General features: G+C 34.0%; 18 protein-coding genes and 1 tRNA gene. 6 read left to right on the forward strand and 13 right to left on the reverse strand.

The window, feature by feature from the left end; translation table 11 throughout:
- Nucleotides 1-140 precede the first annotated feature (140 nt).
- Nucleotides 141-1,271: a site-specific tyrosine recombinase/integron integrase gene (xerA, locus tag ACFWV9_RS11945; protein ID WP_411895457.1), complete on the reverse strand. Its 1,131-nt coding sequence runs from the start codon at nucleotides 1,269-1,271 to the stop codon at nucleotides 141-143.
- 70 nt (nucleotides 1,272-1,341) lie between these two features.
- Between xerA and ACFWV9_RS11950 the strand changes: the two genes are divergently transcribed.
- Complete coding sequence (locus ACFWV9_RS11950; RefSeq protein WP_411895458.1) at nucleotides 1,342-1,725, forward strand: hypothetical protein; 384 nt, start codon at nucleotides 1,342-1,344, stop codon at nucleotides 1,723-1,725.
- A 174-nt stretch (nucleotides 1,726-1,899) separates the two neighbouring features.
- Here the strand turns inward: ACFWV9_RS11950 and ACFWV9_RS11955 are convergent, their stop codons facing one another.
- From ACFWV9_RS11955 to ACFWV9_RS11970, 4 genes are all read right to left on the reverse strand, one after another.
- Entirely contained in the window at nucleotides 1,900-2,313 is a 414-nt protein-coding gene (locus tag ACFWV9_RS11955) for a hypothetical protein (protein WP_411895459.1), read from the reverse strand.
- 37 nt (nucleotides 2,314-2,350) lie between these two features.
- Nucleotides 2,351-3,097 carry a hypothetical protein gene (locus ACFWV9_RS11960; protein ID WP_411895460.1) on the reverse strand — a complete coding sequence of 249 codons (747 nt, stop codon included), beginning with the start codon at nucleotides 3,095-3,097 and terminating at the stop codon, nucleotides 2,351-2,353.
- On the reverse strand, nucleotides 3,094-4,425 hold the full coding sequence (locus ACFWV9_RS11965; RefSeq protein WP_411895461.1) for a tyrosine-type recombinase/integrase: 1,332 nt from the start codon (nucleotides 4,423-4,425) through the stop codon (nucleotides 3,094-3,096). The genes ACFWV9_RS11960 and ACFWV9_RS11965 overlap by 4 nt, the downstream gene beginning before the upstream one ends.
- 55 nt (nucleotides 4,426-4,480) lie before the next feature.
- A tRNA-Met gene (locus tag ACFWV9_RS11970) sits at nucleotides 4,481-4,554 on the reverse strand.
- 129 nt (nucleotides 4,555-4,683) lie between these two features.
- Between ACFWV9_RS11970 and ACFWV9_RS11975 the strand changes: the two genes are divergently transcribed.
- Nucleotides 4,684-5,076, forward strand: a complete 393-nt coding sequence (locus ACFWV9_RS11975; RefSeq protein WP_411895462.1) for an START-like domain-containing protein — start codon at nucleotides 4,684-4,686, stop codon at nucleotides 5,074-5,076.
- A 65-nt stretch (nucleotides 5,077-5,141) separates the two neighbouring features.
- Nucleotides 5,142-5,990 (forward strand): aminotransferase class IV, encoded by an 849-nt coding sequence (locus ACFWV9_RS11980; protein WP_411895463.1) that lies wholly within the window; start codon nucleotides 5,142-5,144, stop codon nucleotides 5,988-5,990.
- A 94-nt stretch (nucleotides 5,991-6,084) separates the two neighbouring features.
- Here ACFWV9_RS11980 and ACFWV9_RS11985 read toward each other — a convergent pair whose 3' ends face one another.
- The 5 genes from ACFWV9_RS11985 to ACFWV9_RS12005 all read right to left on the reverse strand — a co-directional run bounded on the left by ACFWV9_RS11985 (nucleotide 6,085) and on the right by ACFWV9_RS12005 (nucleotide 10,636).
- Nucleotides 6,085-6,636: a YqgE/AlgH family protein gene (locus tag ACFWV9_RS11985; RefSeq protein ID WP_411895464.1), complete on the reverse strand. Its 552-nt coding sequence runs from the start codon at nucleotides 6,634-6,636 to the stop codon at nucleotides 6,085-6,087.
- A 137-nt stretch (nucleotides 6,637-6,773) separates the two neighbouring features.
- Nucleotides 6,774-7,046, reverse strand: coding sequence for an HU family DNA-binding protein (locus tag ACFWV9_RS11990; RefSeq protein WP_114301190.1), 273 nt, complete (start codon nucleotides 7,044-7,046; stop codon nucleotides 6,774-6,776).
- Between the two features lie 196 nt (nucleotides 7,047-7,242).
- Nucleotides 7,243-8,202 (reverse strand): methionyl-tRNA formyltransferase, encoded by a 960-nt coding sequence (gene fmt / locus ACFWV9_RS11995; RefSeq protein WP_411895465.1) that lies wholly within the window; start codon nucleotides 8,200-8,202, stop codon nucleotides 7,243-7,245.
- Nucleotides 8,199-10,094 carry an ATP-dependent DNA helicase RecQ gene (locus tag ACFWV9_RS12000; protein ID WP_411895466.1) on the reverse strand — a complete coding sequence of 632 codons (1,896 nt, stop codon included), beginning with the start codon at nucleotides 10,092-10,094 and terminating at the stop codon, nucleotides 8,199-8,201. The genes fmt and ACFWV9_RS12000 overlap by 4 nt, the downstream gene beginning before the upstream one ends.
- A 2-nt stretch (nucleotides 10,095-10,096) precedes the next feature.
- Entirely contained in the window at nucleotides 10,097-10,636 is a 540-nt protein-coding gene (locus ACFWV9_RS12005; protein ID WP_411895467.1) for an AAA family ATPase, read from the reverse strand.
- Nucleotides 10,637-10,727: 91 nt separating this feature from the next.
- Between ACFWV9_RS12005 and ACFWV9_RS12010 the strand changes: the two genes are divergently transcribed.
- From ACFWV9_RS12010 to murA, 3 genes are all read left to right on the forward strand, one after another.
- Nucleotides 10,728-11,021, forward strand: coding sequence for a DUF493 family protein (locus ACFWV9_RS12010; RefSeq protein ID WP_411895468.1), 294 nt, complete (start codon nucleotides 10,728-10,730; stop codon nucleotides 11,019-11,021).
- A gap of 91 nt (nucleotides 11,022-11,112) precedes the next feature.
- Entirely contained in the window at nucleotides 11,113-11,757 is a 645-nt protein-coding gene (locus tag ACFWV9_RS12015) for a DUF4290 domain-containing protein (RefSeq protein ID WP_411895469.1), read from the forward strand.
- Between the two features lie 5 nt (nucleotides 11,758-11,762).
- A complete protein-coding gene (murA, locus tag ACFWV9_RS12020; RefSeq protein ID WP_411895470.1) occupies nucleotides 11,763-13,079 on the forward strand; it encodes a UDP-N-acetylglucosamine 1-carboxyvinyltransferase in 1,317 nt (438 codons plus the stop codon).
- Nucleotides 13,080-13,308: 229 nt separating this feature from the next.
- On the opposite strand, the gene ACFWV9_RS12025 is transcribed toward murA, so the two are convergent.
- Genes ACFWV9_RS12025 through ACFWV9_RS12035 form a run of 3 tightly spaced genes read right to left on the reverse strand, consistent with a single transcriptional unit; the run spans nucleotide 13,309 to nucleotide 15,546 of the window.
- Complete coding sequence (locus tag ACFWV9_RS12025; RefSeq protein WP_411895471.1) at nucleotides 13,309-14,613, reverse strand: cryptochrome/photolyase family protein; 1,305 nt, start codon at nucleotides 14,611-14,613, stop codon at nucleotides 13,309-13,311.
- Nucleotides 14,614-14,615: 2 nt separating this feature from the next.
- Nucleotides 14,616-15,077, reverse strand: a complete 462-nt coding sequence (locus tag ACFWV9_RS12030; RefSeq protein WP_411895472.1) for an SRPBCC family protein — start codon at nucleotides 15,075-15,077, stop codon at nucleotides 14,616-14,618.
- Nucleotides 15,078-15,081: 4 nt separating this feature from the next.
- Nucleotides 15,082-15,546 (reverse strand): TspO/MBR family protein, encoded by a 465-nt coding sequence (locus ACFWV9_RS12035; protein ID WP_411895473.1) that lies wholly within the window; start codon nucleotides 15,544-15,546, stop codon nucleotides 15,082-15,084.
- Between the last annotated feature and the right edge of the window lie 2 nt (nucleotides 15,547-15,548).

Raw genomic sequence — 15,548 nt, forward strand, 5'->3', positions numbered from 1 at the left:
TTTACAACCGAAAAATGAGAGTAGAGTCAAGATGAATATTTTTTTCACGTTTTTGTTTGGTTAAATTATGCACAACGAGGGAATAAAAACATTGTTTTTATCCCCACTATGTTTTATTCCACTAAAATTACTCTTTTTTCTTACAAATCCAGAGGATTTTTAATAGAATTGAAGCTGTGGGAAGCAACATGAGTATAGATCTCAGTTGTTTTTGTGGAGCTATGCCCAAGTAATAGTTGAATGTATCTCAAATCTGTACCGTTTTCTAATAGGTGAGTGGCAAAACTATGTCTTAGGGTGTGGGCTGTAACGTGTTTCTTAATTTTTGTTTTTGCAACGGCGTTGGCAATAATTTTTGCAACGCTCGTAGCACTGTATCGCTCTGTTTTTTGACCTTCAAACAGGTAATTTTTTGGTCTAAACTCTTTATAGTAGATTCTTAAATCTTCAAGAGTAGATTGGGCCAATAATGTGAACCTATCTTTTTTGCCTTTGGAATCTACTACCTTAATGAGCATTCTTTCACTATCTATATCTGTCAAAGTGAGATTAAGCAGTTCACTCCGTCTTAGTCCTGCCGAGTATAATAATGAAACAATACATCTGTGTTTCATATTGCTCGTAGCATTTATGAGAGATTTAACCTCAGACGGTGAGAGTACTGTAGGCAACTTTTTTTCCTTTCGTGGCCGTTCGATTTTATAGAATCGATTGGGCATACCTAAAACAACTTCATAATAAAACTTAATGCTGTTTATGCTTTGATTGATATATGAATTGGACCAATTGTTTTGAACAAGGGACCTAATATATTCACGAACATCAGATTCATTTAACTCGTCAATTTCTTTATTGTCATAGAAGTTAATAAATCGCTCAAAACAAGAAACATATGATCTAACAGTATTGTTGGCATATCTTTTAATTTCTAGTTTGTCAAGAAAAGACTCTGGACAAGTTTTATAGTTGGTAGGTTTTTCTCTATTTCTAAACCATTGTACATCAAACTTTTCATCAAGTTGTTTTGAGTTGGATTTGTCAAAGAAATAATTTGTGTTTATCCAAGCAACACCTTTAAACAAAGTGAAGATCGCGTTTAGATTTGTTTTGTTGTTAGGAACACAAAACATACCGTAATCATTACTCCACTCTAAGCCATTAAGGTCCTTGACTAAGCTGTTTAATACTTTGTCTGAATTGAATTGAAGACCAATAAATTTATTGTTGTTGATCAACAGATGCTTTAATGTAATATGTTTGTTTAGTCTCATACTGCAATTTATAGGTTGTGTTTTACTTAATCGAATATTATACGTATATTATTCGTATTATATACTGATAATGACAACTACAAAGACATGTAAGTACTGTTCAAAAGAATTAATTGGGCGGTCTGATAAAATATATTGTGATGCACATTGCAAAAGTTCTTATCAGTATCAAAAATCTAAATCCGAAACACCTCGCTTTTATAATAAAGTTGATAATCAGCTTAAACTGAACAGAAAAATACTAAAACAATACAATAAAGCAGGCAAGGCTACAGTAAGATCTTTGGTATTAGAAAATGAAGGTTTTAATGCCAAGTTTTTTACCCACTATTGGAAGAATAATAAAGGAGATATATATTTTTTTGTTTACGAATATGGGTTTTTACGAAGGAAGGAAAGTAATATAGATAAGTTCGTTCTTGTAAAATGGCAAGACTATATGTCAATAAAATAAGAATGGATAATTTGTAGTTACCATGGCATTTTAACATATGATAATTTTTATATAACGTAGATTCGATAATTTTGTGACCGACTAACTAAGGTTAAATTCTAAATTATATTTAGAATCCTTTAAGTGTTCGATTAATAGCTGAAAAAGACGTTTTATATAGACGTCTTTTTTATTTTAAATTTTTAGAAATACTACCGATTCCGTTTCAAGATCATAATAGGGGTAATGACCGAATACATTGGGGCGTACATTTTTAACTCGGAAATAATGATCCCCCTTTACTAAAGCTATCAATTTTTTAATATCACCTTTTGTTGCTGGCTTATTGTCAGGGTGGGTTAATAAATTTGAGATTGTATCAACGGTAAAAGTACCTAAAGCGGCATTACCAACTCCAGCCAATGAAATGGATTCTTTTTTTTCGGTAGATGTAGATGTATTATTATTTTCCTGTTTTATTAGGGTCTTAGTCCCTTGTTTTTTTTGCCAATGCCTGCTTCTGCATGAGTTACTGCAAAATTTTTGAACACCACGTCGTTTGGGGGTATAATCTTTATAACAATTGTTGCAAATTTCTTTAATTTCCATATTTATACGTCAAATAAACGTTTATTTTACGTATAAGTTACAATTTTTCCCTGATTCCGAAGTATTGTTTTAATAGAATATTTTCTATTTCCTTCTCATCAGCAACTATCTTTTTTGCTTTTTTCGTGACTTTAGAATTATCCGAATCGTCAATAACAATTTTATCTAAGTTAATTCCGGTTTTATTATCACAAATTTTCTTGACGTGATTTATAATTTTTTTACCTGCAGGACTTGTTAAGCTTTTTTTAATGCCCGGCAAAAGATCATCGAGTACTATCTTCTTTTTAAAGTCTGTTCTTGGTAGGTTACCTTGTGATTTTTTAAACGTATTTCTTAAGGTTTCCAGATGATCTTTGAAATTGTTCTGCTGAAGGATTAAATACTCCTTCAATTCAACATCTGGATTAAGGAAAATGTTTACGTTTTCAGCAAGCCATATAGCGGTCAAATATGTGTTTTCTATCAGTTTGGTGTATTTTGAAAAAAGAAAATCAAATTCAAGTTCGGTTGACCCGGCCTTTTTTTCAATCAAGCCAAAAGTGTTTTGCTCCAGATTAGTCATCATTTTGATAGTACCTGAGTCTTTATAATCTTCAAATAAAATGGGTCCCTTGTATTCATCCATTATTAGGGCATTGTCCAATAGAAATTCGATGTTCAATACATCGAATCGTTCAAAAAACTCCGGCGGTATATTTTTGCTGGGTATAAAGAAACAAAAGTGAGTTATCACATTTGGGATAAGACTTAAATAATATTCATATAATGAATCTCTGCTCATAATATAGTCTTCAGTTTGTCCGAGAAATCCTTGGGTAATTGTGCATCTATGTTACGAAGGTATTTTTCTAATGATACCATTGAAGAGTGCCCCGTAATTTGCATTAGTTTGCTTTTTGCCTCAAATGGTGAGGATTCGTTTTCAAAAGCCCTGTAGAGTTTGGTGATATAGGTGTGCCTAAAACCATACAAACCATAATCTGTCCCTAACTTAAAATGTGACTTTACAACTTTTCTAAATCGTTTTGAAAAATAGTTTCTTCTACTTTCTAGGCTTGCATTCCATTTTCCACCTATATTATGAGGAGTAAAAAGAAATGCTTCTTGATCCATATCAGTTATGTCCGGCAATTCTTTTAGCAAAATACTCGGAATAAGTTTTGTTTTTAAGCTACTATTCTTTGCCTTGAACTGAATTGTTCTCTCGTCAATATTAATATCTTTTATCCTTAATCGGCATGCTTCTTTGGGTCGCATAAACGAATAGCTGAAAAACTTAATGAACAATAGCAATAATGGGTCATTTATTTCAAGGTACTCAAAAATCTCTTTTTGCTGCTGTTCTGAATATGTTTTGTGCCGTTCCGGTCTAGACCCAAGTTTTTTTATTCGTCTTAAGTAATTCTCCTTAATTATTTCGGCATCTTCCAATACTTGCATCACACTGCTCAGGTCGGTTCTGTAGTTATCTCTGTTCCTTGCTGAAGAGGTTGTCAGCTTGTCAAATAAAAAATCTTGAAATACTTTTTTATTCAACTGGTCAGTTGTGGTTATATTAGGATAATTGTTTTCCAACCACTTTTTGAAAGTATTTATTTTGTTTTTATAGTCTTTATAAGTGCGTTCACTTATTGATTTTTCTTTCAGTTTAAGGCCTATTTCAAAAGCTTCTGTGATCGTAGTAAGACCTTTGGAATTATCATGCTCTTCCTCCGAAACGTTTTGGTTAATGCTGATGCTTTCCGACAAGTTATTAGCCGTTTTCTGTCCTAGTTTTGGATTTAACTTTTCAAAAAGCGCAGTGTTGTCTTCAAAGGGGTTGTAGCCTTGCTTTAATAGTTTCAACAATACTTTTCTATAAACTGTAAGTACCTCAAGACGTTCTTCTTTGGTCTTATATTGATTGGCTTGACCATAAAAAGGGGTCAGGCGTTTTAGTTTGCCAGTACTGGGGTCTCTATATGAGAAATAGACATACCAACGTTTTTTGAGTCTGCCGTTGGCAGTGTAGATTTTAGGATTGGAAAAAAGTCTCTTTTTTGGCAAATCGTATGCACTTTCGTATTCACTTTCGTATGCAAATGTAAGGATTTGATTAATCGTAAACATAAAAAAACGGTTTAGTGAAAATCTAAACCGTTTAAATTCTGACACTTATGATTTGTAGCGAGAACGAGAATTGAACTCGTGACCTCCGGGTTATGAATCCGACGCTCTAACCGACTGAGCTACCTCGCCATAATTGCGGGTGCAAATATAAAAACAAATTCTGCTACAACAAACATTACATTCTAAAAAAATAATTTTCTAATAAAGTTTTGAATTGTACCATAATTGTATATATTGAGCAGATAATACTTACTGTAAATGGACGATAAAGAAAAATTTGAAATGGAGTTTGTGATTCACGCATCTCCTTCATTATTATACCAATACATATCTACGCCTTCTGGCTTATCTGAGTGGTTTGCAGATAATGTAAATTCTCGTGGTGAGTTGTTTACCTTTATCTGGGACGGATCGGAAGAGCAAGCAAAATTACTAAGCAAAAAAAGTAGTGAGCGTATTAAATTCCGGTGGTTAGAAGACGATGAAGATGGTGCTAGCTATTACTTTGAGCTGCGCATTCAGGTCGATGAGATTACAAAAGATGTGTCCTTAATGGTAACGGATTTTGCGGAAGAGGATGAGGTGGAAGAAGCTAAAATGTTATGGGATAATCAAATCTCTAGTTTAAAACAAGTTTTAGGTTCTGCTTAACACGTAACTAACTATTCTATTATATCTTTGTCTCGATTTTTTAAAAACAAATCGAGACTTTTTTTATGGTAAATTTTAACGGTGAACTTGTACCTGAAGCAGATTCTAAGTTAACTTCTGAAAATAGAGGTTACAAGTATGGTGATGCCCTTTTTGAAACCCTTAAAGTGGTTAACAGTAAAATATTCTTTTGGGAAGATCATTACTTTAGACTCATGGCATCTATGCGTATTATGCGAATGGATATTCCTATGAATTTTACCATGGAATTTCTTGAAGAGCAAATTTTAAAAACCGTTGAAGCCAATAATCTAAGCAGTTCTGTAGCGCGCGTACGTCTCAATGTAGATAGAGGAGAAGGTGGTAAGTATATGCCAAGTAAAGACGCCACAGTTAATTATAACATTGTTGCAGAGGTACATCCCAATCCATTCTATACTATAGACGATTCATTTTATGAAGTAGATCTGTATAAGGATTACTATATGGCACCTGGTTTATTATCTGGTTTAAAATCTAACAGTAAAGTCATACAGGTTATAGGCAGTATTTATGCTGAAGAAAATGGACTCAACAATTGTTTGGTTTTAAATACCAATAAGAGTGTTATTGAGGCCCTAAATGGGAATCTGTTTTTGGTGAAAGGCGATCGTATTAAAACACCACCTTTAGAAGATGGTTGCTTAAAAGGTATAATGCGCCAACAGGTTTTAGAGGTGTTGCGAAAAGATGTAAACCTTATTGTAGAGGAAGCCTCTATATCTCCATTTGAACTGCAAAAAGCAGATGAGTTATTTATAACCAATGTCATTGTTGGTGTTCAGCCTATTTCAAAATACCGCAAAAAAGAATATGGCTCTGAATTCGCCAAGACTGTAATTACCAAAATAAATGCGAAATTAAGACTCCTCTAGATGTGGCATTTGAGTATAATCCGCAATCATTGATATAGATTTCCGACAAGGTCGGAAGCAACGGATTTATGGAATTGAAATAAGCGAATTGTGTTTAGTTGTAGCTTGGATTCTCAGGTGCATTAGACCAAATGCTATAATCACCACCGAGTTCTATCATCTTTTCGCGCCAAAAAGACGAACAACTTTTAGCAATAATATCATTGTCGTAAACATTCTCAGATACCAACCAGGCATTAGATTCTAGCTCGCTATCTAATTGTTCTTCTGCCCAACCTGAGTAGCCAAGGAAAAACCTAATATCATCTTGTGAGATTTTATCGGTATTGATAAGATCCAAAACCACACTAAAGTCACCACCCCAAAAAATACCGTTAGAAATTTCTACACTATTAGGTATTAGGTCTGGTGATTTATGAATAAAGTAAAGATTGTCTTGTTCTACAGGTCCGCCATTGTATATGGTAAAATCCGATTCCGTGCCTTCAACCAAATCCTTTAAATTATATTCTAAAGGTTTGTTTAAAATAAAACCAACTGAACCCAACGCATTATGATCTGCCAAAAGAATTACGGCACGATTAAATGATATATCTCCGATAATGGATGGTTCTGCAATAAGTAAATTGCCTTTTTCAGGTTTCATGTTTTTGATTGTTAGTGTCCTAAGTGGTTATTAAATCTAGGTTTTTTTTATGAAATACACAACTTTAGGACTTTAAACTTAAATTCATAAAAAAAGCCCGCTCATTGAGCAGGCTTTCTATATAAAATAAAAATATCTTAGTTTACAGCGCTATTTAAGTCAGATCCTGCCTTAAATTTTACTACATTTTTAGCTTTTATTTTGATTGTTTTACCAGTCTGTGGGTTTCTTCCATCTCTTGCAGCTCTTCTAGAAACTGACCAAGAACCAAAACCAACTAAAGAAACTCTGTTACCTTTTTGTAAAGATCCCTCGATATCAATTAATAAAGAGTCTAATGCTTTCTTAGCAGCTGCTTTAGTGATCCCAGCATTTTCTGCCATACCATTGATTAAATCTGTTTTGTTCATAAAATTTTAAATTTAAATTGTTAAAAATTCGGATTTTAGTATTAGTTGTTAAAAATCCGTACACAAATTTATGAGTAATATTAAGCTGCGCAAGTAATAGCAAGGGAAAACGGCGATTTTGTTAATAAGTTGACCCTTTTGTTAATAAAGCTATGTATTTTGTCGGAATTTTTACTAAGTCAATGGTATCAAGGGATTAGAGGAGTTTGGCCGTTTTCGCAAAGGTAAATCCATTTAAGAGCGATTTTACATCCATTTTTCGTTTGCCAGGAAGCTGTATTTCCTTAATAATTATAAAACCATTTTTACACGCCACTTCTATTTTTTCCTTATTTACAATGAGTTGCCCACTACTAAGATTATGCTTGTCTTTCCTTTTCTCCACGGCAAATAACTTTACCGTTAGAGGTCCTTCATCATTATTGTCTAAATAACACCAAGCTGCTGGAAATGGGTTTAGCCCTCTTATTTTATTGAAAATGGCATCTAAACTATCAGACCAATCGATTTTACAATTATCACGGTTGAGTTTGTAAGCTGTTTTTAAATCATCAGATTTTGACTGTATCGTAGTATTAACATCATCAGTTTCTATGAGTTGTACGGTTTTAATAACCAATTCACTTCCTAGCACCATTAAATCATCGTGTAACTCACCAACTGTTGTGTCTTCGCCAATAGCAATACTTTCAGACATTATAATGGCTCCAGTGTCAATTTTTTCGTCTATAAAGAAGGTAGTGGCACCAGTTTCTGTCTCACCATTAATAATAGCCCAGTGGATTGGAGCAGCGCCTCTGTATTGTGGTAATAATGAAGCGTGTAAATTAAATGTGCCGTATTCTGGCATTTGCCAAACCACTTTAGGTAACATCCTAAACGCAACCACAATCTGAAGATTGGCGTTTAGTGACTGAAGCTCTTCAATAAAAGATTCAGCTTTTAAATTTGTAGGTTGTAGTATTTTTAAATTGTGCTCAACCGCAAATTGTTTTACTGCTGAAGCTCTTAATTTTCTGCCACGACCAGCTGGTTTATCTGCAGCAGTAATAACGCCAACAACATTATAATTATGGTCTAAAAGTGATTTAAGTGTTGCCACTGCAAAATCTGGAGTGCCCATAAATACAATTCTTATATCTCGTTTAGCTGTCATAATTTTTTGTAGGTATTTGTTGCTGTGATTTCTATTTTCTCTAGTTCTACTAATTCAGAAAGGCTTTTCAGAAGTAGCGTTTCATTACATTTCAATTGATTCAATAATTGTCGTGATGTTAAGTCTTCTTGTTCTAACGCTTTCAGAATATGCTTTGATATCGCTTTGGTTTCAGGAACATTGGGCTGTAATTCATTTGACAAACACACTGAACATTTCCCACAAGCCTTCTTTTGTGTTTCACCAAAATAAGCCAACAACTGGGTGCTTTTGCATTGTGTGTCATTATTAATGTAATCTATTACCGCTTCAATTTGTTGATGTTTCAGTTTATGTTGATGCTCTATGGTTTTGGCAATGGGATTTATGGTAATCTCATCTTCACGCGGTTGTAAAAACGTAATTTCAGAATCCGTATTGGCAATCTGAAGACTAATAATATTGTCTTTTTCTAATATTTTTAGTTGATCCATGACCTTCTTTTCAGAAAGGTTGGATTTGGTGATAACCAAATTGAGATTCACCTTGGTCTCATAATCAAAAATACCACCATAAGTCCGCAATAATACCTTAACTATGGTATTAAGGTCTAAATGTTTTTCAAGGTATTTAAACAGTTGGTCATTTGTGACAACAAACTGAATTTTTGTCCGAAAATTAAAGTGTTGCGTTAATGCAATAATACCATTTCTATCTAGTGCCAACAATACGTTATAGGTAATACTTGCACTTAGCTGGTAGGTGTTGCAAAAGGATTTAAAATCGAGCTGATACTGACTGTTTTCACCTTCACCGTAAGATACCTGAAAATAATTGCAGAGCTTATTATAGACCAACTTTATAAAGTCAATAGAAGGTAGGGTACTTAAAAACTGGCTTTTAAGATGATCTTGGTCAATATGTTGTTTTAATATATATGCATAAGCGGCATTGCCATCGCGACCTGCGCGACCTGCCTCTTGATAATAACTTTCTAAACTTTCTGGTAAATTGAAATGTAATACGGTTTTTACATTAGCTTTATCAATTCCCATTCCAAAAGCAGTTGTGGCAATCATTATTTCCTTTTTACCATCGGTCCACTGCTGTAATCGGTCTTGCTTTTCTTTGTTGGTAATGCCACCATGGTAGAAGGTTGTAGAAAACCCTCTTGTTTCCAAATAATTATGAATATCCTTTGTGGCACGGCGATTTCGTACATAAATGATGGATGCACCAGGATGCTTGGTCAATAAATGTTGTAGCTTATATAATTTATCGTCTGTATGAATTACATGATAACCAATATTGGGTCTGCTGAATGATGCTTTATAGATTTTTGGTGCTACAAAGTCTAAATTCTCAATAATATCATCCACAATATTATGCTTTGCCGTGGCGGTCAAAGCTATGCAATTAACATGTGGGTGAATATCTCTTAATAGTTTAATATTATTGTACGCTGGTCTAAAATCGTTACCCCATTGACTGATACAATGCGCCTCGTCAACGGCAATGAGATTTACTTTCATTTGTTGAATACGCTCTTGCACCAGAGGTTGTTGTAACCGCTCTGGAGATAAGTATAGAAACTTATAATTACCATAAATGCAGTTATCTAAGAGTGTATCTAATTCGCTATAAGAAATGCCAGAGGTTAGTGCTATAGCTTTAATACCCTTTCGTTTTAGTGCAGATACCTGATCCTTCATTAATGCGATTAAAGGGGATACTACGATGCAAATTCCTTCTTTTACTAGTGCTGGAATTTGGAAGCAAATAGATTTGCCACCACCTGTTGGTAATAGGGCGAAGGTATCCTCATTTTCAAGAACAGAAGTAATAATGTCTTCTTGTAATGGTCTAAAGGAAGTATAATTCCAGTAACGCTCTAAAACTTCAATTGGATGCATTATTACAAATTTAATACCTCTAGAACAAAATCAGTGCGTTTTTCTATGGTTTCGAAAGGGACATCAATGAGCTGATAGCCAAATCTCATGTAGGTTTTTAATAGATGATGGTGAATTTCAATGGCTTGTTCAAAATTTTCATAACGTTCACTGTCGCTTGTAAAAATTTCTTGCCATGGTGCCAATACAAAAATATAGTCGTATTGATGTGCTTCGCAGGTTTCAATAAATTTGTTGGGATAATCATCGCCAATAAAATCCATATACGCCAATACGTCAGGTAAACCTCTGTCTAAAAAAACCAAATTACGTGACTCTTCAGTTGCGCTTAAAAACTGTTGCTTTCTGCCTTCTAACAGCTTTTTACTAAACAGAAGTGGTTTGGTTAAAAACAGCTGTTCTATGCCGTCTTTCCTAGCCTGTAAAGTGACCTGTCTCGAAATTTCATCATAGCAAAGAAACCCTCGGGCTTTGAGATGATTTATTATGGAAGACTTACCGGTACCTGGGCCACCGGTAATTACAATTTTCTTTGGATTCAAATTGGCAATATTTTTGCAGTAAAATTCGTGATAAAAAATAAGACAGAAAAATGCAAAGTTAAATGTATCTTTGCACTTGAAAAATTGTGATATGAGCAACACTGATAATTCGGATGAATTTTATAGTAAATTGAAGGTTCAGCTGCAAGATACAGCCTTGTGGCCAACGACCTATTTGTATAAGTTTATTGTAATTTCTGAAACAGAAAAAATAGACAACTTAAAAGGACTTTTTAATCATTTGGGCGCAGTAATAAATACTAGAGCTTCAAAAAATGGCAAGTACACAAGTATTTCTATAAATGTAAGAATGAAAAATCCTGATACCGTAATTGCAAAATACCGTGAAGTAGCTGAAAAAATAGAAGGTGTAATTTCCCTTTAAAATTTCTTTTGGGCTTCATTATTTTTTGTACTTTGCAACAAAACCTAAAGACTACGGGTTTTAATTTTGTTTACTACACATTATAATAATTTTGATAGACGATTTAGAATACAACACAGAACGCGAGCATTTGATTATACCAGAGTATGGACGTCATATGCAAAAGATGATTAATCATGCTAAAACGCGTGAAACCAAAGAAGAACGAAATAAATTAGCAAAAGCAATAATTTCTGTAATGGGGAATTTGCAACCTCATTTAAGGGATGTGCCAGATTTTCAGCATAAACTTTGGGATCAGCTTTTTATCATGTCCGATTTTCAATTGGATGCAGATTCGCCTTACCCAAAACCTTCTGAAGAGGAATTGACCTCTAAGCCAGATCCATTAGAATATCCGCAAAACCATCCTAAATATCGTTTTTACGGAAACAATATTAAAACGATGATTGATGTTGCGCGTACATGGGAAGAAGGAGAAATGAAAAATGCCTTGGTTTACACTATTGCTAACCATATGAAAAAATGCTTTCTCAATTGGAATAAAGATAGTGTTGAAGATTCTGTGATTTTCAATCATTTATTTGAATTGTCTAATGGAGAAATCGATCTTAGGAATAGTGAAGAGGACTTAAGCGATTCTTCTAGCTTATTACGCACTAAATCTAAGTATAGCAGTAAGGGCGGTAAAAAAGCACCCAAAAAGAAATATTCTAGCAATAGAAAACGTTACTAAAACGTATGAGTACATTTAAAATTGAAGGTGGCCACCAACTCAAAGGATCTATTAAGCCACAAGGTGCTAAAAACGAAGCCCTGCAAATTCTATGTGCCGTTCTTTTAACACCAGAAACGGTTACAATAAATAATATACCAGATATTGTTGATGTCAATAAACTAATTACACTTCTTGGTAATTTGGGTGTTGAGGTTAATAAAATTGATGCGAATACATATTCATTTAAAGCCGAGCATATAAATCTAGATTATCTAGAGTCTGATGAGTTTAAGGGTGAAGGACGAGGTCTGAGAGGATCAATTATGATTGTAGGACCATTACTAGCGCGTTTTGGCAAAGGATATATCCCAAAACCAGGAGGAGATAAAATTGGTCGTAGACGTCTCGATACGCATTTTGAAGGCTTTATTAACCTAGGGGCTAAATTTAGATATAATAGAGAAGATCATTTTTATGGCGTAGAAGCAGAGCGTTTAAAGGGTGCATTTATGCTTTTAGATGAAGCCTCTGTAACAGGCACTGCGAATATTGTTATGGCAGCTGTATTGGCTGAAGGTAAAACTACTATTTACAATGCTGCTTGCGAACCCTATTTGCAACAGTTGTGCAGGATGCTTAACCGAATGGGAGCTAAAATTTCTGGGATAGGATCTAATATGCTAGTAATTGATGGTGTTGATAGTTTAGGTGGCACAGAACACACCATGTTACCTGACATGATTGAGATTGGCAGTTGGATTGGATTGGCCGCAATGACAAAAAGTGAACTGACTATTAAAGATGTAAGTTGGGAGGATTTAGGACAAATACCAAACGTATTTAGAAAACTTGGTATTACTGTAGAGCAGCAAGGTGATGATATTCATATACCAGCGCATAAAGATGGGTATCAAATACAAAATTATATAGACGGCTCTATATTGACTATTGCAGATGCACCTTGGCCAGGTTTTACACCAGATTTGTTGAGCATAGTATTAGTGATAGCGACACAGGCTAGAGGAGAAGTATTGGTACACCAAAAAATGTTTGAAAGTCGATTATTCTTTGTGGATAAATTGATAGATATGGGTGCAAAGATTATTCTTTGTGATCCACACAGAGCAACAGTCATTGGTCACGATTTTAAGTCTACTTTAAAGGCAACGACTATGACGTCACCAGATATTAGAGCTGGTATTTCCTTGCTTATCGCTGCACTTTCAGCTAAAGGCACATCCATTATTCATAATATTGAACAAATTGATAGAGGTTATGAAAATATTGATCAACGATTAAAGGCCATTGGTGCAAAAATTGAACGTTTACCGGGTAATTAGATGTAATCGTTATAACGAAATTATTAGAAAAGCTTCAAGTTAACTTGAAGCTTTTTTTGTATGTAAAAAGCAAAAGCTCTGAGGCACATCAGAGCTTTTAAATTGTTTTTGAAATGGTTATTTTCAATTCAAGACGTTCACGTCTTAAAAAGACAACGTGTTTAGTTTTTATTTATTGTATAAAATTTTAGAAAAAAATTAATTTATTTAATAAAATATAAAATCCCTGTTAATTTAATGCAGATTTATAAGTTATTAAGCAACGTTCTCTCGCCATTTTATGATCAACCATTTTTTCAGGATATGTAAGTTCTTGAAAGTCTGGAACCCATTTTTTTATGTAGTCTAAATTCTTATCAAATTTTTGAATCTGTGAAGTGGGATTAAATATTCTAAAGTAGGGTGCAGCATCAACACCAGAGCCAGCTACCCATTGCCAATTACCAACGTTACTCGCCATTTCATAATCATGTAATTTCTCAGCAAAATAGGCTTCACCCCAACGCCAATCGATAAGTAGATGTTTACATAGAAAACTACCAACTAACATACGAACTCTATTATGCATAAAACCTGTTTCATTCAATTGACGCATACCAGCATCAACTAAAGGATAACCTGTTTTACCTTCACACCATAATTTAAATTCGTCTTCGTTATTACGCCATTCAATTCTATCGTATTTAGATTTAAATGATTGGTCTTTTGTATGCGGAAAATGCCATAATATTTGCATAAAAAACTCGCGCCAAATAAGTTCTTGCCAGAATATTTCATTCTTTTCTTGTACAGCTTTATCAACCATTTTCCGCACACTTACCGTACCAAAACGTAAATGTGGACCTAAGCGAGAGGTTGCATCTTTAGCTGGGAAGTTACGCGTGGCTTCATACTCCTGGATTAAAGTTGGTGAAACCTCATAAGGTTTTATCGACTGGGTAGATCTATTACATCCTATATCTTCTAGACTTAAATTTGGTAAGTTGGTATCTTTTACGAGGTTGTTCAATTCTTTTTCAGATGGATAAAATTTAAAGTCTAGAGTTTTAAACTTCTCTTTCCATATTCTCATATAAGGTGTGTATACCACATATGGTTTCCCGTCCTTTTTAACCACTTCGTCCTTTTCAAAAATAACTTGATCCTTAAAAGTGTTAAAGCTAATATTATTTGATTCTAAAAGCGATTTTATTTCTGTGTCACGTTCTGTAGCATAGGGCTCATAATCATGATTGGTGAATACTTCTTTTATGTCATATTTTTTAAGGAGTGCTCTAAAAATCTCCAGAGGTTTACCATGAAACATTCCAATCCCACTACCGTAATCATTATGGAGTTTTTCCCTAATACCTTGAAGTGTGTCATGTATAAAGGTTAATCGAGCATCATCTTTTGGCAGTTTATCAAGTATTTCAGAATCGAAAATAAAAATAGGTAATACCTCATGGTTACCCTTTAAGGCATTAATTAAACCAACATTATCGTCTAGTCTTAGATCTCGTCTAAACCAAAATATACTTAGGTGACTTGCCATAGTTAATAGGTTCCGAATAATTGTTCTAGTTGTTCTTTTCTGTAGTTAAATACAGCTTCTAGTTTAGGCTTTACCAAAAAAGGATGTACCAAGCGACCAAGTATACCTAATGGTACTTTATAGTCAATAATATCTTCCATTTCTACACCACCTTCAATCTCATGTACAAAATGTTTATGATGCCAAAAGGCATAGGGACCATATAGCTGAAGATCTACAAAGTACTTTTTTTCTTCATACTGTGTTATTTCGCTCACCCATTTAGTTTTGAAGCCAGGTAATGGTGTAACGCTGTATTGCAATACCTGACCAGCATACATAGGTCTATCAGCACCTGAAATAATTGTCATATTCATTTCTTGTGGTGTTAATTTAGAGAGGTTGGCTGGATTACACAAAAATGCCCAAGCTTCATCTAATGTTATGGGCAATTTTTGTTTTTTATGTAGTGTGTAGATTTTCATTGTTTTAGTTGTTGAATACAACATAGCCATTGAGTGATGTTGCAATACAAAGCCATAGGATATAGGGTAAGAGTAAGTATTTCATTTTGCTTAATTCGTCATCACCAAAACTGATAAACAGATATATAATAACTAAAGTTAAGGCAATAAGATTGAAAAAAGCAATACTTGTAAAATGCTGGTTAAAGAATACATAATTCCAGCTTACATTCAGTAAAAAAGCAATTATGAAAATAAATATTACAAACTTTGATTTTCTTAGGGTAAATAAAAATGACAGATAGATTGAAAAGCAAATCATTATTACTGTCCAAGCAACTCCAAAAAGCCAACCTGGAGGTGTCCAAGGTGCTTTATTAAGACTTTTATACCATATTTCATTAACACCATCTCCCATAAAGAGATTGCCTAAGGCCAAGCCTCCAAAGTTGATAATTAAAAATAATATGAGAACATAGATTTGCTTCAAAC

Origin of the sequence: Winogradskyella sp. A2 (assembly GCF_046762865.1) — a bacterium.
GTDB lineage: Bacteria > Bacteroidota > Bacteroidia > Flavobacteriales > Flavobacteriaceae > Winogradskyella.